This is a genomic window from Bradyrhizobium sp. 35, assembly GCF_023073215.1.
GTDB lineage: Bacteria > Pseudomonadota > Alphaproteobacteria > Rhizobiales > Xanthobacteraceae > Bradyrhizobium > Bradyrhizobium canariense_D.
In genome coordinates, this window is the sequence record NZ_JADPJC010000129.1 from 1 (window position 1) to 20,868 (window position 20,868).

The window sequence follows — 20,868 nt, forward strand, 5'->3', positions numbered from 1 at the left end:
GATCGAGGAAACCACCTCGGACTACGACCGTGAGAAGCTCCAGGAGCGTCTTGCCAAGCTCGCAGGCGGCGTCGCGGTGATCCGCGTCGGCGGCGCGACGGAGGTCGAGGTGAAGGAGCGCAAGGATCGCGTTGATGACGCGATGCATGCGACCCGCGCGGCGGTCGAGGAAGGCATCGTCCCGGGCGGCGGCGTCGCCCTGCTCCGTGCCTCCGAGCAGCTTAAGGGCCTGCGCACCAAGAACGACGACCAGAAGACCGGCGTCGAGATCGTGCGCAAGGCGCTCTCCGCGCCCGCCCGCCAGATCGCGATCAACGCCGGTGAAGACGGCTCGGTGATCGTCGGCAAGGTCCTGGAGAAGGAGCAATACGCCTACGGCTTCGACTCGCAGACGGGCGAGTATGGCAACCTAGTCAGCAAGGGCATCATCGACCCGACCAAGGTGGTCCGCACCGCGATTCAGAACGCTGCATCCGTGGCGGCCCTGCTGATCACTACCGAGGCCATGGTCGCCGAGCTGCCGAAGAAGAACACCGGCGCGCCCGCGATGCCTCCGGGCGGCGGCATGGGCGGCATGGACTTCTGATCCAACTCTCTCAAAAATGCGATCCCCGGCAGAAAAATGCCGGGGGTCATTTTTTGCTCGTGGCTTTTTCAGTTCGTTGTTCTGATCTCGCGCTATGCGCTCCCGCTATTTGCACTGGCGACCTTAACGAACTCACTCGTCAACCGCACTCAATCCACAAGCCGCCTGGATGCATAGGTGTATTCGAGTGCCAGCCGGCGCGCGTATCCCGTGAGATTGGCGGCCGCGCTATGCCCGCCGTCAATATTTTCATAGCAGTAGTGGGGCTGGCCGAGCGCAGCAAGCCTGGCGCAGCCTTGCGGCCGTGGGCCGGATGCACGCGGTGGTCCTTGTTGGAAGTGAGAAATGAACGGGACCGGGTAGGTCTTGGCCAGGACAAGCTTCTGACAGGGTGAGTAGGTCTCGATCAAGCCGCGCTGCTCGGGATGGCGGGATCGCCGTATTCGCCGATGTAGGAGGAGCCTGCGCCAACTTGGTGAACCGAAACACTTCGAACAGCGCCACCTGCACGATCGCTGCGTTGAAGCGGTCCCGGCGCTGAGTAATCGCGGTGCCCACCAGCAGACCTCCCTCGCTGCCGTCGACCACGCCCATCGGCGCGAGAGGTGACTTCCGGCGGATTAGGTCCTCCGCAAAGGCGATGAAATCATCCCATGTCCGCTGCTTCGTTGCCGCTTGGGCCGCTCGTGCCAGCGCGGCCCAAACTGGCCGCCGCCCCGCAGGTTCGCGACGACATATGCACTGCCCTGCTCGGGCCAGAGCCGGCCCGTCGCTCCGGCAAAGGATGGCAGGAGGGAGGCGAGGACTCCGCCATAACTATTGAGAAGAGTTCGGATCTCCGCTCCGAACCTCGCGTTCTTCGGACGTACCAGAACGTAGGTGCGGGTCCTGGCCGCGCTAGCTGTCAAGCCTGGTACGCGCCCAGATGCCGCGCATGTGATTCTTGTCCTGATATTGCTGCGATCCCCCCGTTCCAACGAAACATACGAAATCCGGTCTTTGGCCTGAAGCATGCTGAGCGCCTCCTCAAAGAAGCGGCGTTGCAGGGATCTGATTGGAGCACGCCGAGCGTCTTGTCATTCTCGGCGCGGGCCCAAGCCAGTGCGCGCGGCTCTTCGATTTCCTGGAGCCAAAGGAAGAGCCGCAGGGGCCGACTTCTGGAGAACCGCCGTGGAGGACAGACACGTCAGCTAGAGCAACACGGCGGCAAGGAGCGAGTGTTTCATGGGAGTGATCCTGGACTGGGTGGGCCGCCCGGCTCGCGCGAGCGAGCTGGGCCGGAAGCAGACAGAAGAGGTACATTCGGTCTCGACAGCGGACATGCGTGGGACCGTGCCCACCTGTCCAAACGAAGCAAGCAGGGTGCCGCCTGAAAATTGGAGCTCCTCCAGTCGCCCGGTCGCGCCCGCTGGCTCAAACCTGACAATGTGGTGTTAGCTTCAAGTATTGTGATGCGCTTTACGCTTCTCACCGATGGCAGAGGTGCCCTGCGCTGGCGTTTCACAGATCGGTCCGTAATCGCGCTAGAAGCATTTATGGCGCGCCTGGCTTGCAACGGCACGTGCTCAAGGAAGGCTCTCGCGCGGAGCATTTGCCGCGGCTTGGTGCAGCGAGCGCGAGCACATGTCAGCACGGCGCGTCATCGTGCGGGGGGTCAGTGACGAGCCCGCCGAAACGGCAGGTCGTTCTCGCAATTCGCAGGCATTGCACGAAGTGACTCGCACTCCGCGGGATCGACCATAATTATTTGCAAGCGCAACGCACCCTTAGGCGCACATACCCAATCACCTGCGCAGGTTCCTCGGGTGAGAACAAGAACTGGCTTCACGGAATCAAGCACAGGCCCTCGGCTTTCGTCAAAACCGTCAGGGCAACGTCTCTTGATTGTTCATTAAGAGCCGCCACCAATGGTAGTTCGCTACTCACCGACCTGCGAAATCGAGGCGGCGACCCAGGGAGAGGTTGGTCTTACCGGCTGGCAACGACGGCCGTGATTTCCCGAGTCTCGGGTGGTCCGACGCTGACAGGATGCCAAGGTCAACAAGCGTGCATAATCAAAGGTCTCGAGCATGGCGCGATTCGCCTTTCGACACGCGCTTGATCTTGGCACCGCTGCGTTGGCGCACAAAACGACTTCGTTTGCGCCGGCTACCGCCGAAGGCAGGTGTTCGGCACCTGAATTGATCCGGCGGACCGCCAACCGTGCACAGTCTTACATACGAGTTTGTGACCTTAGATTCCCTTCGAAGCACTTGAGAACGGTTAGGGCACATGCTTGCATGCCATCGAGCAACTTGACTTCTTCGCGCCTGCTCCGTGGAGGAAGACGAGAATATGCTGTGCAATGGCAGACGCCCGCCACTCCTAGTGTCCTTACTGTTGGCCGTTGCCGTCAGCACGATGGTCAAGGCCGAAGAGCCCTCACCGAAGTACGCTGAGGTGCTCAGTGCCTTGCAGACCGGCAATACTCCGAAGGTCATACTGGACCTAAATCGCTGCACCACGCGCACCGCGGGACGGCGCGCAGTTCGTCTAGAAATTGGAATGAGGCTTGAGCCGTTCTTAGCTGCGCCGCAATGTGATAGGCATCCCATTGGGCACGCGCCGATGACAACTTCGGTCGGGCTACATTACCTGAGGAGCACTAGCGACCAGGATGCCCAGTTCGTTCGTGCTCACCGTGCGTGCGCACACGGGGATTCCGGCGCTAAGGCCGTTCGCGCGGCTCCGCGTTCACTCCACTCCTCCTAGTGAAGCGCATGCCGCCTGAAGAACGGCTGTTTGGGAGGCCGTGACGTTGTCTCGAAATCCTGATCAGGCTGCCGTAATGACACTTTAGAACTCCTTCTCGGAGCCATTTTGGATAACGCCCATCGCGCTGTCGTCAAGCGAAGCGAGAGGCGCTAGGGCGAACACATCTGTGCAACTGAGATGGTGCACCTCCATAGGCAAGGCGCTGGGTTAGCGCTGATTCCGCAGCGAGGCCACGCCCGAAGCCACGGGACGGCGTAGAGCAGCACTCGAAGAGGGGAACATGTGTGAAGACTGCCTATCGATCCTGCCTTATCCGATGACGCCGTCTCGCCGTTCGCTAATGCTGTTCACGGCTTCGGTGGCGGGCATCCTGCTGGGCGGTAGGATTGCCGGCGCCATGGAGGCAACAGCGCCGCCAAAACCGGACAACCTTCTCACGCCGGACGCTTCACTGAAGCGACTAATGGAAAGCAATGCGCGCTACGTGCATGGCCTATCACGACTCGACGATTTCAGGCAGGAGCGCGAAGCTTTAATCAGCGGGCAAAACCCATATGCAGCGGTCCTAACCTGCGCCGATTCACGTATTGCACCCGAACATGTTTTCAATAGCGGACTTGGCGATCTGTTCGTCTGCCGTGTCGCTGGTAATTTCGCCAACGATGAAATGCTAGCCAGCATTGAATATGCGGTGGCCGTGCTAAAAACCCCGGTGGTCATGGTACTTGGCCACGATCGCTGCGGCGCCGTCGGTGCTACGATCGAGTCTTTAAGAGAGGGCAAGTCTTTGCCTGGGCACATTCCATCTCTCGCCGCCGCACTTGCGCCCGCGGTAAAAGCGTCTTCCCACGAAAGCGGGGATGCACTCGCAAATGCGATCCGGCAAAATGTAGTCGACAACGTCAATAAGCTCAAATCGGCAGCTCCGATTCTAAATATAGCAATTGAGCAGAATAGGCTGAAAGTCGTCGGGGGTCTTTATCGGCTCGACACCGGCCGAGTCGAATTGGTGAGCTGACCGTCATCAGGGCCCTATTCTGAGCAGTGCCGTTTGAAGCGACAACGTTGAAAGATTGTTGTTGTCTCTGCCGCCGAGTCGACCAGATCCTGGTGATCGGAGGGACGGATCTTACGCAGCGGGCCGGCGCAGCGCCTTCACGTGGCAAGCCCCCACCCGTGGGACAGAATGGATAGTACGTTACGCACGGACCTGGCTACTTCCGGCAAGCCAAAAGCTTGGAGATCTTTCTGCGATCATTTCGTTGAAAGGACTTGAATCGCACGTAACGTCACATTGTACGATCTTGAAATGAAATCGCGACCTCTAACAAACAAATGTAACCTACTCCTAGCGTGTGGGGTGATGGCATAACGATCCTATCCTACTTCGAATTTGCGGCGAACGCTCGCCGCAAATGAGCCGGCGGCAACTCTCCCTTGCCGACGGTCGGTGCGATGTGTAGCAGCGTCGCTCCTCCCAGACTGACTTCGCCCGGCTTCCAAAATGAGGCCGGGCCTTTTTTTGCATGCAAGCCATCATACGATCGCGGTCAACGTTTCCACGATGGGCTAGTTGCAGAAAAAGTCGTCCCGCCGTGCTCGGCTATGGAAACCACCCACCGTCCTCCCATCCAATCGCCGGCTCTGATCTCGAGCAAAGAACGCTTGCTCCTTTGCAGGTGAATGCCATGGATAGCTTGATTCTTACGCAGCGTCAGGTTGTAGGATCGCAGAGCGGACTGACGTTCAAGGTGACCGCGCATGCCTTCGACGACGCATACGCGGCCCTAGCCGGACCGGCTGCCGAGCTGCATGCCCCACGGATGCCCCCTTGAAATGACGCCTCGCTGTTGAACGCAGAAAACGAAAACGGGTGAGAATGATGTCATGGGGCGCGCAAGTATCGATAACGAGTGACTTAGGATCAGTGCAAACATCCGCCAAGCCCACAAACGCTGCCGGTAACGAGCCCCGATGATGCCGGCCGAGACGCGCAAGTTGCGCAACGCGCTCGAAAGTCAGCTACCTCAAAGAGGAGGAGCACCATTTTTGATCGAGACGGCGCGACATAATGCCATCAAGAGCAACATGCAGTGTATTTGGTCAGTATCTCGAGCTATGCGCCAGCGCCAGCTGGAGCATCAACGACGAGTAGTCGTGTGTGGCATGGACGTCATCCTGCAACCGTCGAGTGCGGCTCGATCCCACAAAACCGCAACGTTTGTCCGATCATATATTTGCAAAGAACAGCGTGGGTAGCGACAACATGGAGATGGGATCATCTAGCGGATTAAGGTCGCGCTCGCACGCGCGACTGGCCAGTTGGCACGCTAAACACGTGTAGAGCAATGAACGCCCTCAAATCGATCATTAGCAAAGTTGCTACAGGTGCCACGCTGACCCGCGAGGAGACCGCAGCAGCCTTTGAAATCATGATGTCGGGCCAGGCGACATCCTCCCAGATCGGGGGATTACTAATGGGCATGCGGGTACGTGGCGAAACCGTAGAAGAAGTCACCGGCGCAGCCTCGGCCATGAGGAGCAAAATGCTCCGGGTCAGCGCGCCCCCCGATCCTGTCGACATCGTTGGTACGGGCGGTGACGCTTTGGGCTCAGTCAACGTGTCGACATGCGCCTCATTCATCGTCGCCGGCGCCGGCGTTCCTGTGGCCAAGCATGGCAACCGCGCCGTGTCCTCACTATCGGGCGCTGCTGACGTCTTGGCCCGGCTCGGCGTGAAGGTCGACCTCCCGCCTGTAAGCGTTGCTCGTTGTGTGCACGAAGCTGGCATCGGCTTCATGCTTGCGCCCATCCGTCATCGGGCTATGCACCACGTTGCCCGGATCCGAGCGGCACTTGGGACCCGCACGATCTTCAATCTAGTCGGCCCGCTCGCAAATCCAGCCGGAGTCAAGCGGCAGATCGTCGGAGTGTTTTCGCGTCGATGGGTGCAGCCCTTGGCGCAGGTGTTAAAGAACCTTGGTGCTGAGTCGGTGTGGGTGGTGCATGGCTCAGATGGACTCGATGAGATCACCCTCACCGGACCATCATTTGTTGCCGCGCTAGAGAGAGATGCGATCCGTACCTTCGAAGTCACCCCGGAAGACGCGGGCCTCGCCCGCTGCCACAACGAGGCGCTGAGGGGCGGCAACGCCGATGCCAATGCAATCGCGCTGCAAAGCGTGCTCGACGGCATGCCAAGTCCGTACCGCGATGTTGCTCTTCTCAACGCCGCCGCAGCAATGATCGTGGCCGGCCACGCAACCAGCTTGAGGGACGGCGTCGCCCTTGGGCAAGAATCGCTTAACAGCGGAGCGGCAGCTGCGCGATTGAAACACCTGATCGCGATCTCCAATGCTTGAAACGGCCGACGCGGGACATTTTGAACACCAACATCGAAGCGTACGAGCGCGACGAGATGCGGGCGCAGCGATGTGCCTCTGCCACACGTCGAGAGGCTTACCGCGGTTGCCGGGCCACAGACGCAGCAGCCCTGCTTTTCCAACCGACGGAGCGGGATCCGCGAAAGGCCTCAGATCGCCAAGACCAGTGCGAAGCAGCCTGCCGAGACAATCAGCAAAGGCCGCGGCCGACGCTTAGGTTCTCAATTTTGTGTGCACGCAAGACGTCAATGGATAAGCAATGACGTCCCCGCGAACGGTAGAAGCGCTCGCATTTCTGGCAAAGATAGAACACATTATTCCGAAATTTCGGGCGGTCATCGATACAGGGAGCTCCATCCTCCAAATCTGCGGGGTACGCTGCACACAACAATCGATAAGCATCGCTGCAAAGAAAGCAGGTTGTCGACGATTCCAGAATCCACTACGTGCTCTCATGCCGCTAGTGTTAACCTCGGACATTGCTGTTGAGGAGCATGCGCCGAGCCAGATGGAATTGCGGGAACGCGGCCTCATCTTAATCGGACCGCATCGACGCGGGCCCAGAGTGCGAGATGGTCGTTACCGCTCTCACAGCGCGGAAAGCCATTATGCTGCATCCAAGATCAGGGCGTTAAGGGTCATGGCGAGGGTCACCAGCATGCCAACGATCCCATTGGTAAAATGAAACCGGCTTTGACTCGGTCCAGAACAACTACAGTCTCGAGGCGCTTTATATCTGGATTCTCATTTATCAAGCGTCGGGTGAAATGCTCGTACTCTTCCATATTATTTGCAGTCACCAATAAGATGAAATCAGCTTGGCCCGTGATGTAAAATCCGCTCATCACCTCCGTCATAGTGCGGATCCCCCTCTTAAAACGATCAATGATGTCGGCGCGATCGCGCTCAAAGAAAATGAGGACCAGCATAGTCACGTTTTCGGCCGATCGCCCTTGGCGAAATGATTGAGACGTCTGATTCTATCACGCCCTCTTTTCGTAGGCGCTTTAGTCGGCGCTGAACTCCAGATGCAGATAGGGCAACTTTTGCGCCGAGTTCTTCACTGCTTAGGCGATTGTTCCGTTGAACGAGATCAAGAATACGAGCATCGATTTTGTCGATTTCCATGGCTGCATTGCGGACTCTCGAGCGCGACCGCCTCCTCCAAGCATGCGAAGTAGTCCCATTGAGCGTCCGGTCATCTCTAAATCTCCTCCCTAGCACCTCTACGAATGTACGTCTTCAGACGACAATGCGCGCACTGACGAGTTGAAGGCTCAAACCTTATTGGGGACAGCCAACCACCGGTTCCGGTCTTGTGCGCGCCCGGTCGGCTTGCGTCGCCTCCCTTAATTCCAATAAGCCGCTAAAGCTCTTTACCTCACGCGCTGTTTGTGGAGGTGACTTTGTCGGTACCGCACCTCTCTTGACGCCTGGCACCTGATTGAACCTAGTTCTTTCGGGAGCGGACAAGTGGGCGGGTTAGCGTCACCAATGGAGCGCCATCGGATTGACCTCGCGGGCGAGCTAGTGGCGAGTGAATTTCCTTCAGCTATGTCACGTCGCGCCCGTGGCGGCGCGCAGGCCACACTGGCAGTTCTCGAAATCAATTAACGACAGGCAGGGCGGCTTCCCGCCTTCGTCCCCTTGTGTGATGACCGATCACTGGACGCAATAGATCAGGAAGCAGCGCGCCCGGCATCGTCGCGCTCGCACCAGCATCGAGATCTGGCATCATTGTAATGGCTTCCTCTCCGTCGAAGGGGCCGAGGATTGCCTCTCCTCCGGCGTCAGTCAACGTCCGCGGCTTCGCCGTGGCAAACGGCACCGAGACATTGAAATAGCTAAAGCGCCGCATCTCCCAGGCAAGGCGCACCAGAAACGACATTGTTAACGTCACGCCACTGAGCAGCGCATTCAAGACCAGGATCGTATTGGCCGCATCTGCGATACGGCCGAAACGATCGAGCATCGAGGGCCCGTCCGCGTTGAGGCTCACGCCGTGGTAGGGCGGCATCAGCATCAGAAGGCTTGCGCCACGCGCGGCCGCATAGCGGGCGCGCTCGATTGCAAATTGCGTCCTGAAATGTTTGCATGTGATCATGACCGCCTTGCGACTACCCACATGAGCCAGGTACAAATCACCCAACAATCGCACTCCTGCTCGGTTAACAGGAACTGCTCGGAACGATGAGCCAGAATGCAGATCCATCGACGCGCTCGTCGATCATGCATCGCGGCGCCGCCCTTCAATGGCAAGAACTCCGGTTTCCGTGAAAGCCGATGCGACTGGGAAGAGGCGGCTACAGGCGTATTTCCTTGCATTTGGCATGAGCAGACTTCCAACAAGCAGATGTTCTTGACGGGCAGATGTCTTTTGGGGTCGCTCAGGTCATCAAGAACATTGGATGCCTCGAACTGACAATAGGAGCCGAGAATGGTCCTCCCTGTGTTCGCCGTCTGCAACCCAAAGGCCGAAGGGATCATCGGACGTCCAGTCATCTGCTGCGAAGACTTCGTAGTTATCCTTCCAGAGGGTCCACCAAAAACCAAAGGCTGCGTCGGTGTAGCTCATGCCATAACCCGCTTCACTTTTCTCTTCCGATGAAGGGCGTGAGCAATCCCACGAGATCATTCCGGCTCTGCGGCAGCCTTTGCCGATGAGATCGGAGCGATAGAACTTTATCCTAGCGGTCATCCGTGGATACCCGGCGTTTTTCGCTCAGCATGGAGATGACTGGAACTGTCCTGCTTCGACCTTATGAGGCGCCGCCCTGACCGATGGTGATTATTCCACATGAGGTCGCATTGGTCGCTGGCCCCGAAATCAGGATCTGGGTAATTTTGGGAAAATATCCCTGTAAGACACAACCCGCGTCCAATTCAGCTGCCAACTCAGACTTGTCGTTTCTCGCGTATCGCGACGTGAACGGAATCATTCACCTAACATATGCTGGGCGGTGTCTTCCGCTCATACAGCTTTCGAGAAGCAGACGGCGCTAAAGGCTCCGCAGGAAGGAAAACGCTATCGAGCTTTTGTCTCAATCCCATAGGCTCCTCCCGCGGCCAAAGCATGCTTGTGAGTGAAGCTTTTTCTTGTGCAACTGAGAGAAGGACACGACGCCCTGTTATAGAGATCTTTAAATTGCCGGTCGTCTCAAGGATTCGACTGCGCTGGCGCCCCCCAGTGTCAGTCCCGTATACATCCTTGCCCACTGGACTCCGGCTGGACACTTTCAGAATGAATCTGAGGCATCGGCTCGTCAGGCGCATCAGGGACAAGACGCTTAAAATCGCAGTGCGTGGCTGGACAAGCCGGTGCGCGAAACGCCCCTCTCGGTTTCAATCGGACGAGGCCTGTCGATCGGTTATCCAGCACGTGGGTGTTTCGCAAAGCAGATGCATCGCGAATGTTCGCCCCCCGACATTCGGACCCAACTGTCGACTACAGTGTCCATTACGGGACCCCGATGCAAAACCCACTGTCGACCTCCAAGGTCGCACCGTTCCGTTGTATCTGAATCATGACCGATCCGGGGAGAACAACCCGCAGTAACCGATGCTAAGCCGAACACCGTCGTGCCAGCAACGATTAGCATTATCGAAATAGTCATTGCCGAAAGAATCACAAGAATTGTAACTAGCAGGCCCTCGCCGATGTCTTCGATCTGCGACAGACTGCACGCCCTGGCGCCACCCGCTCGATCGCATCGGCTGGACAGCCTGCGAACACCCCAATATCGTGGCTAGCCACGATATCGATGATCTCTTCGCTCATGCCGGCGTCACAGTTTCTGCTTGAAGGTATCAACTGCGGCCCGGGTCACCCGAAAAACGCCACGACCACGGGACAGTGGGCGATAGGCAGAGCCGGCTCGGGTCTTGAGAACATCAAACCATTGATCGGGCGTGAGCCTCGCCGGGCGCTCGCTGATCTGGATCACCCTGCCATTCGGGGCGAAGCGGACGTGAATGATGATCTGCGGATTCATATCGTTCCCGTTTTTTTGCCAGGTTTAGAGACGGTGGGCTGCTCGATTGTGGCGTGTTCGTCGGCCCCTTTGGGGTGGACCTCGCGCAGCGACTTAAACTTCGCACCTGCATTGGTGCCGGGGGCCCGTTCGGGTTGGCGGCGATAATCGCCCGTGTGTTAGGCCTCATGCGTTCTTCGGGCATTGTCTTGAGGCGCCAACATTCGGTGTCGGCAAACTCCCCCGTGCGTCCGCCAGATTGACGGCATGCAGGGTCTGAGAAACGAATAGGAGAGGCGATTACCTCTTCCTCCCGCTCGATACCGAGCGCCTTCAGGCCAGGCAGGAGCCCAATCGTGCGTTTGGAACCGCAACGCTATGCTTGCGGCCAACATAGATCGCGAAAGCTCGTTCGAGCATCTCAGTCGTCGACCGACTGGAAATTCGCTGCGAACACAATAGCGCTTCGACGGCCGAGAGTCGGCAGCAATGATATCAGGATGCGAGAGCGGAATTGCATTCACCGCCTCCGCGTCATCGAGGCGATTCTGTGCGGGTCCAGTGCCGATCACCGCTCAACATGCCTTCTAGCGAGCACCAATCCAGTCGCTCGCGCCTGGTCGGCCGTAATCTGCATGCAGTGGTCAGATCCATCGACTAGATGCAGGTCAAACTGCGGAAGACGCCGGAATGGCTGCTGCGTCACATCCGACGCATCACATCGAACCAAGGTGAGCTGCGGAAAGCGGCGCCTTAGGTCAGCAACGGCGCTAAAGTCTGTGTTAGCTGTCTCAAGCAGGCGTTCGATTTCGATCAATTGTTCTGGGGCGAGCGCCATTGTGACTCCTTATGATTGTTGCCAATGAGCATCACTGCCAGAACAGCCGCTCGGGATCCGTGTTCAATTCGTCGATCGCCGACGCAAGCCGGTGGAAAATGCTGTAGAATTTCCAGCTTCCTCGCGCATGATTCTTGAAGAACAGTTTCCAGATCCCGCTCACGGCATCGTAATGAAACAGCGCGACATCGATCTGGCCGCCATCGTTCTCAATATTGCGCGAGCAGCTGGGACTCTCAATGAGATAGCCAGCCTTTACCGGCGTCACACTCGGCGAGTGCTTGCGGGAGATCAAAGCACGTTCGATCCGCTTGCGATCTAGCTCGTTCGGATGCGGGATTAGCCCCACCGGTACCTCTCTCGACACTCTCATTGCGAGAACATCCCCTCAAAGGACTGTGATCTCTTCTTCAAGACAACCAACGACCAGCCGCTCACCAAAATCTACAAGATAAATCGGCACGCTTGCTTCGGTATGCATCGCGACCCGGACGATCTTGCCGATGGCACCGGCGCCGACCAGGATCCCATCAGGCGGCGCGGTGGCAACTGACTCGTCATTGATGAGATTGGCTGCCGTTTTCACGCGCTGGCCCGATCGATATTTTGGAATGCGCGGCTCTGTCATGACACAGCCACTTCCGGCAATGGCAGATCATCTACGCCCTCGTCGATCGGTCCGACGTCTTTGCGCCTCACGCCGACGCGGTAGCCGCTTTCAAGAAGTTCGAGACCGTAGATATAGAATTTCTGCAGGAACGCACCGATGGAAACGACGTAACTCAGGTCGCCCTTCTTGGCCAGAATGTCGCCGATCTCCTTGCCGCAAAGGGTGCCGTCATTGCGGATGGTACTGCTGGCCCTCACCTTTTCGCCAAAGCTGAACGCGGGCCGCCCGCTTAGCTGGACCACATCACTGTCGGAAACGATCATGTTCATGCACCGCCCCCTCGCGAACCTGCAGGGCGCACGGAGACGCGAGCAGAGGTGCTCTTCTGCAGCATATTGTCGTTGTCTGCGATGAGACATGCCGACTCGTCATCCGCGATGCGACTCGCCACTTCGTAGCGGGCATGCCGTTCAGCTTCGCGGTTCAGAGCGGTTACCAAATGAGGTGAAGGTCGCTGCGCGTACTCGAGGTGCACGGAGGTATCCGGGTCGTTCGCCGTGGCAAGCGGCCCCATACGTCGTGCCACCATGCGGCGAAACTCAATAGCCTCATGATTCATCAGCCAACCAAGCCGGCGCGGCGCGATGCGCTGCGTCCCGACCCAACAGACGCGATAAAATGCAGAGCTTTGCCACCTCCGACGTCTTAGCCCAGCGAGTCTGTAGAAGTGTAAGCGGTAGAGCTCGATCGGAACAGAGGCCAACGTCTCTGCTTCGAGCAGATGTTTTCGGCCACTCCCTCCAGATGATAGAAGAGCCCGGCCTGCCGTTGCTGATCCTCCGCTTAGGGTAGCAGACCTTCGTCGAGCCGCGTGTGTGCGACCAATGCTCCCTTGCTGCCTGATAGTGGAATGACTGGGTCCAGGTTCATGGGCAGCTTTGCTCCTCTGACAGGTGGCCCCTTCGACAGTGCGACGAGATGCACCTGGCTCGGCGAAGAACAGGCTCGTCTGCACAGCGGCGTGGGTCAAATCGATGACAGCGCTGCTTAGTGGGCACTCGACATCGAGGCGCAACTTTGGACCGTTGCGCTCCGTTACTTTCTTACGGGGCCCGTGGCGCCGCCTACGCACCGATGTTGGCGATCGATCCCGAGTAATCCATCGCCATAACAGGAAATTGCAAGTCGACGCCTGCGGCGCCCTCACTGCACACGGCGATACGCGCGACTTTGGAGTGACGGAGCTCGGCACGAAGTTCACGAGCACACCCCCTTTTAGGCAGGCGCGTGGTAGACGCGGCACTGATGTATCGATGATGTTGGTGTTTTCAACTGGACAGACAGCGACACACTGCGGCTCGTCAGAGTAGACGATCCATTCGGTGCACTTCTGGGATTCAATTACGACGTTTCCAGCCTTCTCCGACGTTGCAACATTCGGGTATAAGGGTTCACAAGCCGAGGAACGCGTACATTGCGAGGCGACGATCTTAAATGGCATAGATACGACCCCTTACGTGACCGAGATCAGCGGTTCTTGCGGGATCGCGGCGTCGCCGCGCTTGGCCTTTGAGCCCGAATGCTGTGCCGTACTCGGGCACGGAGATCTGTGGCATGATAAGTCATTTTCGGATTGGCCAAGGCATCGCCGGGGCCGACGATACCGAGCACGGTCAGCTGCGGAATTCTGGTGGCTACCGCGAGCAGCTTTCCCGCCGCCTGCTCAGGAGTGAGCTTGTCACTACCAATACCCGGACGCGATTCTTTGGCGCAGTCGTACTTACGATTGCAGTAGTTGCATTGAATATTGCACGCCGCCGCGACCGCGACATGGATGCGAGCGTAATGATGATGAGCTTCTTCGCTATAGCAGGGATTAGTCCTAACTTTGTCCCAGATTTCGTGCGGCAGATCGCCTGGGACAGCCTGTGACCCATAGCTCCCTTTGCCATTCTTCGAAGAGCTCCGGGAACCCTTATAATCGGCGGATCCCGCCGCTATCCTCAGCATCTTTGACATGTTTTCCGCGTCCGGCAACAGCGTTCATATTCAATTCTCTACCAAGTGTGCCCATGGCGACCAGCCTGAGCGGCCACAGAACGAGAGTTAGCAACTCGCGTGCCATCTCGGATGGCGATGGCATTCCCGCCGTATGAACGAGTTAGCTAGACTTGATCCGCACAGTTGTGCACGCGTCAGCGACAGTTCACAGGTCGCAGATGCGACAGGCGTCGCAATTGTGACGGAGATGGCCGTTGGGTTCTCATTGAGCTCGCGTGAAATCTCCCAACACGCACCGGTCGCTTCGATGCGACCTCTTCCTACTAGCGGACAGCGGCGGGACGACCACCTCGCGCCGCTACTTGGCGTTCAACATCTCAATCGGGTGCGGGGCCATGTCGCGACCAGTGTCAGGTGTTGCTCGACAAGAAAGCAGAGTTCGTTGCGTGAGAGTGCTTGCGGATCGACGAGCGCGTAATGGACGTCAGACGAGCGTTTGGTGATCTGCCGCGCATAAATAGCAAAAGCAGATCAGTGAAGAGACAACCGAAGAAGAGGAAGCTCCGTCCGTTCCGCCTTTCCTTGATGAAATGCGTATTCTCAGCACTTCACCGGCGAGGCATTTTTCCAGCATGAGTTTCCACATGAGCGCTCGGATCTCAGCCATCCGATGTGGCCATCGAACTAGGCTTGGGATTTGACGGAAACTCAAACTCCAAATTGCAGGCTTCCGATGCTCAAACCTATCAAAGCCTGCAATCCGAAACGCGCCAACGTCCGAAAACCCGATTCCTAATCAGCACCTTAGGCCTTGTTCGCGAACGACGGTCTAAAACGGATGTTTCAAGAACAAGGCGGGAGCGAATTGACGTGAGTCAATGCGAACCGAGCGTATCGGCCATCGATAGCATTATGCCGAGCGGCATCAGCGCTCAGATACTGTTGCCGTTAAGAGGCGGCGTGACTCCCGGCACTCCGTCCCACTTGGCCGCGCCTGCGCCGTGGCCCCAGCCAACGGCTCGGGCGCCCAGAATCGAGGTCCATACATGAATGGCGCACCGGGCATGGCGGGATCTTGGACCTGATCAAAGCAACAGCACCTTTCCCCCGATATATGCTGAGATATCAGCACTTCTCGTTTCAGCTCTCCAATCAAAGTTCGAAGCTCACAACGGCATCGAAAATTCTCCTTCGGCAACCGATTGTCGGGCTTTGCGTTGATGGCCTAGTCCGGTCTAAGACTGCGTTGCGCACGTTCGGCTCTTAGAGGACCGGCGCCGCCCCAGTCGTTCAGGCTCGTGCCGACGTAGTTCGATAGAATGGGATCGTGTCGGCACTGGCGATGGCAGCTCACAAGCTCTCGTGTCCTCTGGCTGGACTTGGGGCGTGCTAGGTGTGGTCTCTCAGGAGGTTGTCCATCTGGTCTGAACCGGGAAACTGAGGTTGCGAAGCTTCAGTGTTCCAGGGAAAGACCAGATGAACGTCCACAAGAATGCTCCTTTGACGCCGCGCGACGAGTCATTGCTAAAAACGTCGAGGAAGGGCATGCGTGCGCCCATTCTCTTGGTGCGCGCCGCCCAATCGGGACCGCTCGTGGTCAAAATGGCCATGTCTCGCTTGAGCTCCGGCATGGATGCGAACACGTCCGGGTAACTCACTACGGTCTTCAAGACCGTGACCTGGAAATTCAAATGAGCACTATCAGCATTGTCCGCACCTACCGCCACATTGTTGGCGCAGAGCGAAGAGCTTCCATGCCGACCTGCCTAAGGCGGTCCGCCGTGATCTCACCTGTCTTGGCGGCGTCCAAGATCTTGGAAGCGACATGGGCCCGAGTGCCCGTTTCGCTGCAAGGCAGACTCTCGCAAACCTGCTCAAGAACAGCACGCAAAAGTGCAGTGGTCGTTGCGTCCAACACTTGGCGACTCCGCAAGGAGCAAAGAAGTAGCACGAGGAAGCACGCTGACACTTTAAAATGAACTACTAGCTGATTCCAAGACTATGAACTTCACCACAGTTGCCGTTGTTCTTTGATGCCCGAGACGTCGCGGCCGTGTCCTCCTCACAACGATAGTTCTGATGCTCTCGCTCCGCCACGCTGGTGCCGAGGAACCACCTCCGTGATGGAATCCAGCCCCGGAGGCGCTCTTTTTACGATTTTCATCGCGATGGCTTTGTCCTCGCCGCGCATCAATTCATTGTCCTGGCAACGCATCTTCAGCATCAATATCGGGCGCTGAGGCTGATTGAGCTCGCTCACCCGATGCTCAACTGCGCGGACGGCCATTCGTAACTTGCCTTGAACTCCTCATTTCTCGCTGAAGCCGAGGTTTCATTGGGCCGAGACCACGTTCTGGAAGCCCGCTGCGTAGAGATTGATGACAGACCGCAGGCACGGTTGCAATTTGCCCAGATTCCAAGAAGGTCTGTGACAACGATATAACATGGTCTTTGAAATCGTTGCTGGCGTTCGACTCACATTGCGCCACGCTGCCGTAGAGCATGGCGACAGCGCAGATTGCGCCTGTGACAATGGCCTTGAAATCCCCGGCGGGGCCAGCTGTTCGCGCAGCCCAACGCGCAATCCGCGACGCGGTGATGATCTCCACGAATTCCGATCGCAACTTTGCGCATTTTGCCCCTCAAATGACTTGTCCGGAGGCGCCGATGCTGGTTCGCACTTTCGCGACGCGCAGCTATCCTGCTGGATCGCCACGCTCAACATTTCTCTGCCGTTCGTCACGAGCGCTGACTAATTTAGATTGATTTCCGTAAATCCTGAAACCATCAAGGAACGGACGCGTACACGAGCGAGTGTTCGATGCTCTCAATGAACAGTACGCAAGTTCGAATGTTCTCGCGAGAAGTGCTTGCAGATAGCAAGTGCTGCGGAGTTGGCGAAATCTGCGCACAAAAACTGCAAGATATCGCTACGAACGCCTCCAATCCTCTCAGGTAAATGAGTATCCGATATCCGCTTGCACGATCTAACGACGTTTCGTGCGAGATTGGAGTTCGCGGTGAGTTCATTTACTTGCCGAGCTCCTATTCAGTGCCCTTCGGGGCGTTTCCTCCCTGACTCGGCCGCGCGGTATCTCGCGCGGCCTTTTTTCGCGGTCGACGAAGACCTGATTGCTCGAATTTGAAGACCTCCAGGAGCAAGGCGACGACCCCGACCACCGGCGCACAATGCACGCAAGGCTTGTCCTCCTTCGCTAGCGTCTGAAGGACCTGTCACTTCGGCGGGAGACCTGCTACATTGATGGCGCCTGAGTTGGCTCACATCGCCTTGCGGTAAAAACAATCTGGCGATCAGCATTTGGCTCGCCAAACTGCCGCAGCTCTCAGCCGACGGCTGCACGAGCCGTGGAGGCTGCTGAAAGAGCGCTCCCTGCATGGGCTAAACTCACAGCCAAGCAACGTTCCAACACCCTGCGCAAATGGTACGAATTGATCGTCCCAAATCGCGAGAATCTCGCGCTAATCCTGACCTCCAAGCAGGGCAAACCGCTCTCTGAGGCGCTAGGCGAACTCGATATCGGGGCGCCGATGTCGAGTTGTACGCCGAAGAGGCGCGCCGCGTCTATGGCGAAACGATTCTCTCGCCGCGCCCGGATGCAAGGCTGCTTGCGATCACGCCACCGATTGGCGTCTGCGGCGCCACACGCCGTGGAACTTCCCCAACTCGACGATCACCCGCAAGGTCGGGCCGGCGCTCGCCGCAGGTGCACCGTGGTGCTGAAGCCAGGCAATCAGACGCCGCTCTCGGCGGTTGCGCTCGCAGCCCTCGCTGAGAAGGCAGGCGTGCCCAAGAGTGTCTTCAACGTCATCGCCGGAGATTCGGGAGGATCGGCGAGGTTTTGTGCGAGCACGCGGCCGTGCGCTTTGTCGGCCTCACCGGCTCGACGGAGGTCGGCAAGATCCTCTACGGTCGGGCCTGCATCGGCCTGAAGAAGCTCGGCCTCGAGCTGGCGCCTTTCGTGGAGTTCGACGATCCCATATCCGCCATCGAGGGCGCCATCGTCTCCAAATACCGCAACATGGACCAGACCTGCGTCTGCGCCAATCGCCTCTACGCACAGGCAAGCATCTATGAGGAATTCGTGCAGAAGCTCTCGACCAAGGTCGCGGCATAGAGATCGGCGAAGATGCGGTTCGTGCCTGCACACTGTCCATGAGCGGCGCGATCGCGGCGATGGTGCTCAGTCATAATTCGGCCTTGACAGCCGCAGCTCTGTTTTTGCGGGCGCCGTATGGACGTGATGCCGTTCAACATTGACGTGCAGCTTTCGGCCCCGCGCTGGGTTGCGGGCCGATCCGTTGCAGCTTGGCAGGCTGCGTTCTCTGGAGGCCTCGCTCTTGGCAGTTAGGGCTGGGGTCGCCTCACCGATGCCGTCGGTGTGGACATCACGCTGCTCGCCTCTGCCGGATTGATGCTGCTCTTGCCGCTGCTAGGGCGCTGGCTGCGCATGCCGGCCATCACCGATCGCGGGGAGGACGCCGAAATGCTTGCGATCCTAAGGAGCGGCTTCTGCTGACATACCGGAGCGGCCCGCTGGTGGTTGAGCTCGAATATCGTGTGGCTTCGGAAAATGCGAGAGCCTTCCACAACGTTATGCAGAATGTGCAGCGCTATGGGCAACGCAACGGCGCCTATGGCTGGTCGATTGGGCGTGATATCGACGACCCGAGCTGTGGACCGAGCGCTATCACTGCCCGACATGGCTCGATTATTTGCGCCAACGCAACCGCTGGACGCGCTCGGAGCGCGCATTAGATGCAAGGCCACGGCTTTCCATGTCGGGCCTGAGCCCGTGCGTCTCCGTCGTATGCTGGAGCGCCCGTTTGGATCGGTACGCGGGAAGGATGATGTGCCCGACCGCGCCCCGAGTGAGCTCTAGCTGCGGGTTGGAAGTGCGCAAAGGCACTAGCAGTCGTCCCTTCCGTGCCCCGCATTGAAAAAGCCCCGGGCGTGTTGACGCGCTTGCGCTTCGCGAGCCCCTCGCCGTCGCCTTGCCTAGAGGACTTCCACTCCAAGCTGTGGCTGATACTCGGCACCAAAGGGGCCACTCTGATGTGGCCCAAGTCTGCGAGAGAATGTCCGCAGCAGAGCCTCTGGGATCAGGCCGCAGCCTGTTCGATCGGCGAGAAGGGAAGCCCAAGACTCTCGGCGACAGCCTTATAGGTTAGCCGGCCCCGATAGACATTTAGGCCGGCGCGCAGATGCGGATCTTCGAGCACAGCTGCAAATCCTTTACTTGCGAGAGCCAAACCAAAAGGTAGCGTAGCGTTGTTGAGTGCCCGGCTTGAGGTGAGCGGCACAGCTCCGGGCATGTTTGCAACGCAATAATGGATCACGCCATCCACCTCATAGGTTGGATCGGCATGTGTCGTCGCCCGCGATGTCTCGAAACATCCGCCCTGATCGATCGCCACGTCCACGATCACGGAGCCTTTGCGCATCGAGCTCAACATAGCTCGGCTGACCAGTTTCGGCGCGCTCGCGCCAGGAACGAGAACGGCGCCAATGACAACATGTGCCGCAAATACCTCTTCTTCAACGGCCTCGATCGTCGAGAATCTGGTCCGTACTCGCCCTTCGAACTGCTCATCCAGTTCGCGAAGCCTGGGAATCGAACGGTCGAGGATTGTGACCTCAGCGCCTAAGCCTGCCGCCATCCTTGCAGCGTGAGTGCCGACAACGCCCCCGCCAATCACCACGATGCGAGCGGGTGGCACGCCCGGTACCCCGCCAATCAGCAGTCCCCGTCCGCCGGCGTACCTCTTCAGCGCGGCACCCGCGGCCTCGATCGCAAGTCGTCCCGCAACCTCGCTCATAGGGGCAAGCAATGGAAGGCCGCCGTTCGCGTCAGTCACAGTTTCATAGGCAATTGCGGTGCAGCCAGACTTGATAAGGCCCTTCGCCTGCTCCGGATCCGGAGCCAAATGCAGATAAGTGAAGAGGATCTGGTTTTCTCGCAGCTGCGTCCATTCGGAGGGCTGCGGCTCCTTGACTTTCACGATCATTTCGCTTGACGCGAACACCTCGCGAGCAGAGGCCGCAATCGTTGCTCCAGCCTTTTGGTAAATCTCGTCTGTTGCGCCAATCCCGGCGCCGGCGTTCGTCTCGAGCAATACGCTGTGGCCAGCGGCCACGTATTCGCGGACGGCCCCAGGCGTCAGGCCGACGCGGTACTCGTGCGTCTTGATTTCCTTGGGAACACCGACCTTCATTTGCAATCTCCATGGTGAGCAGCTCGTTGTAATCGGAAGAGCGTTACAAACCTCGGGGCGAGAGGCCAAATAGCGCAGTAATCCGGCGATCTTACATGCCTGCTTGCAGGATTTCGAACGGACAACCGAATACTGCCGAGTTGCAGGATACTACCACAGGGTGGCGAGACCTGATGCGGCCCCGGCAGCCAAACCAAACAGTCGTGATCAGGATTGATCTACGCCGGATTGGATCGACTTCTTCGTTGTTTTGCCTCATTCGCAACGATGCTCGATTTGCTAAAATGAGTAGCGCTTGCGATGGAGGCCCGTTAGTTCATCAAAGGATCGGGTTTTTCAAAGGTCTGCTGAACGATTGATCGAAAGTACGCATCGAGACGCAGCCGAAGAAGAATGGGGGCGCCTTGAGGTGGTGATCCCTCACCTCTCCGGCCCATACCGCAGACAACGGGATCATATGGGCGAGGTTCAGGGTCGAGACCGGGGGTTGG

At 58.2% G+C, this 20,868-nt stretch carries 13 protein-coding genes and 5 pseudogenes; 5 read left to right on the forward strand and 13 right to left on the reverse strand.

The features are described from left to right. A partial coding sequence (locus tag IVB36_RS26365) for a TCP-1/cpn60 chaperonin family protein (RefSeq protein WP_276576960.1) occupies window positions 1–586 on the forward strand: 586 nt, incomplete at its 5' end. A gap of 149 nt (window positions 587–735) precedes the next feature. Here the strand turns inward: IVB36_RS26365 and IVB36_RS26370 are convergent. Both IVB36_RS26370 and IVB36_RS40580 read right to left on the reverse strand, forming a co-directional pair. After that, on the reverse strand, window positions 736–996 hold the full coding sequence (locus tag IVB36_RS26370) for a hypothetical protein (protein ID WP_245288538.1): 261 nt from the start codon (window positions 994–996) through the stop codon (window positions 736–738). 118 nt (window positions 997–1,114) lie between these two features. Continuing rightward, window positions 1,115–1,372 (reverse strand): annotated as a pseudogene (locus IVB36_RS40580) (hypothetical protein); the annotation flags it as partial. A 2,248-nt stretch (window positions 1,373–3,620) separates the two neighbouring features. On the opposite strand from IVB36_RS40580, the gene IVB36_RS26380 reads away from it, so the two are divergent. Together IVB36_RS26380 and trpD are read left to right on the forward strand one after the other, a co-directional pair. Next, entirely contained in the window at window positions 3,621–4,358 is a 738-nt protein-coding gene (locus IVB36_RS26380; RefSeq protein WP_026233817.1) for a carbonic anhydrase, read from the forward strand. A 1,330-nt stretch (window positions 4,359–5,688) separates the two neighbouring features. Then, window positions 5,689–6,702 carry an anthranilate phosphoribosyltransferase gene (trpD, locus tag IVB36_RS26385; RefSeq protein WP_018459466.1) on the forward strand — a complete coding sequence of 338 codons (1,014 nt, stop codon included), beginning with the start codon at window positions 5,689–5,691 and terminating at the stop codon, window positions 6,700–6,702. A gap of 671 nt (window positions 6,703–7,373) precedes the next feature. Here the strand turns inward: trpD and IVB36_RS26390 are convergent. The 9 genes and pseudogenes from IVB36_RS26390 to IVB36_RS26430 form a co-directional block, all read right to left on the reverse strand. Continuing rightward, a pseudogene (locus IVB36_RS26390) lies at window positions 7,374–7,851 on the reverse strand (Lrp/AsnC family transcriptional regulator). Between the two features lie 478 nt (window positions 7,852–8,329). Next, complete coding sequence (locus IVB36_RS26395) at window positions 8,330–8,872, reverse strand: hypothetical protein (RefSeq protein WP_247393540.1); 543 nt, start codon at window positions 8,870–8,872, stop codon at window positions 8,330–8,332. Window positions 8,873–10,508: 1,636 nt separating this feature from the next. Then, window positions 10,509–10,715 (reverse strand): hypothetical protein, encoded by a 207-nt coding sequence (locus IVB36_RS26400; protein ID WP_018459463.1) that lies wholly within the window; start codon window positions 10,713–10,715, stop codon window positions 10,509–10,511. 547 nt (window positions 10,716–11,262) lie between these two features. Next, a complete protein-coding gene (locus IVB36_RS26405; RefSeq protein WP_247393543.1) occupies window positions 11,263–11,532 on the reverse strand; it encodes a DUF6129 family protein in 270 nt (89 codons plus the stop codon). Window positions 11,533–11,563: 31 nt separating this feature from the next. Continuing rightward, window positions 11,564–11,905 carry a DUF3024 domain-containing protein gene (locus IVB36_RS26410; protein ID WP_026233816.1) on the reverse strand — a complete coding sequence of 114 codons (342 nt, stop codon included), beginning with the start codon at window positions 11,903–11,905 and terminating at the stop codon, window positions 11,564–11,566. Between the two features lie 15 nt (window positions 11,906–11,920). Continuing rightward, window positions 11,921–12,160 carry a nitrogen fixation protein NifZ gene (locus IVB36_RS26415; RefSeq protein ID WP_018459460.1) on the reverse strand — a complete coding sequence of 80 codons (240 nt, stop codon included), beginning with the start codon at window positions 12,158–12,160 and terminating at the stop codon, window positions 11,921–11,923. Beyond that, the gene (locus tag IVB36_RS26420) at window positions 12,157–12,471 is read right to left on the reverse strand and encodes a nitrogen fixation protein NifZ (protein ID WP_018459459.1); all 315 of its coding nucleotides are present in this window, start codon (window positions 12,469–12,471) and stop codon (window positions 12,157–12,159) included. The genes IVB36_RS26415 and IVB36_RS26420 overlap by 4 nt, the downstream gene beginning before the upstream one ends. A 965-nt stretch (window positions 12,472–13,436) precedes the next feature. Further along, a pseudogene (locus IVB36_RS26425) lies at window positions 13,437–13,643 on the reverse strand (ferredoxin); the annotation flags it as partial. A gap of 92 nt (window positions 13,644–13,735) precedes the next feature. Further along, window positions 13,736–14,161: pseudogene (locus IVB36_RS26430) on the reverse strand (nitrogenase cofactor biosynthesis protein NifB); the annotation flags it as partial. A 1,458-nt stretch (window positions 14,162–15,619) separates the two neighbouring features. Here IVB36_RS26430 and IVB36_RS26435 point away from each other — a divergent pair. Next, a complete protein-coding gene (locus IVB36_RS26435; RefSeq protein ID WP_198293402.1) occupies window positions 15,620–15,796 on the forward strand; it encodes a hypothetical protein in 177 nt (58 codons plus the stop codon). A gap of 64 nt (window positions 15,797–15,860) precedes the next feature. Here the strand turns inward: IVB36_RS26435 and IVB36_RS26440 are convergent, their stop codons facing one another. After that, window positions 15,861–16,061, reverse strand: coding sequence for a hypothetical protein (locus tag IVB36_RS26440; protein ID WP_247393545.1), 201 nt, complete (start codon window positions 16,059–16,061; stop codon window positions 15,861–15,863). A 1,304-nt stretch (window positions 16,062–17,365) separates the two neighbouring features. Between IVB36_RS26440 and IVB36_RS40585 the strand changes: the two are divergent. After that, window positions 17,366–19,044 (forward strand): annotated as a pseudogene (locus tag IVB36_RS40585) (aldehyde dehydrogenase family protein). A 220-nt stretch (window positions 19,045–19,264) separates the two neighbouring features. Here the strand turns inward: IVB36_RS40585 and ald are convergent. After that, window positions 19,265–20,377, reverse strand: coding sequence for an alanine dehydrogenase (gene ald / locus IVB36_RS26455; protein ID WP_247393548.1), 1,113 nt, complete (start codon window positions 20,375–20,377; stop codon window positions 19,265–19,267). Window positions 20,378–20,868 lie beyond the last annotated feature (491 nt).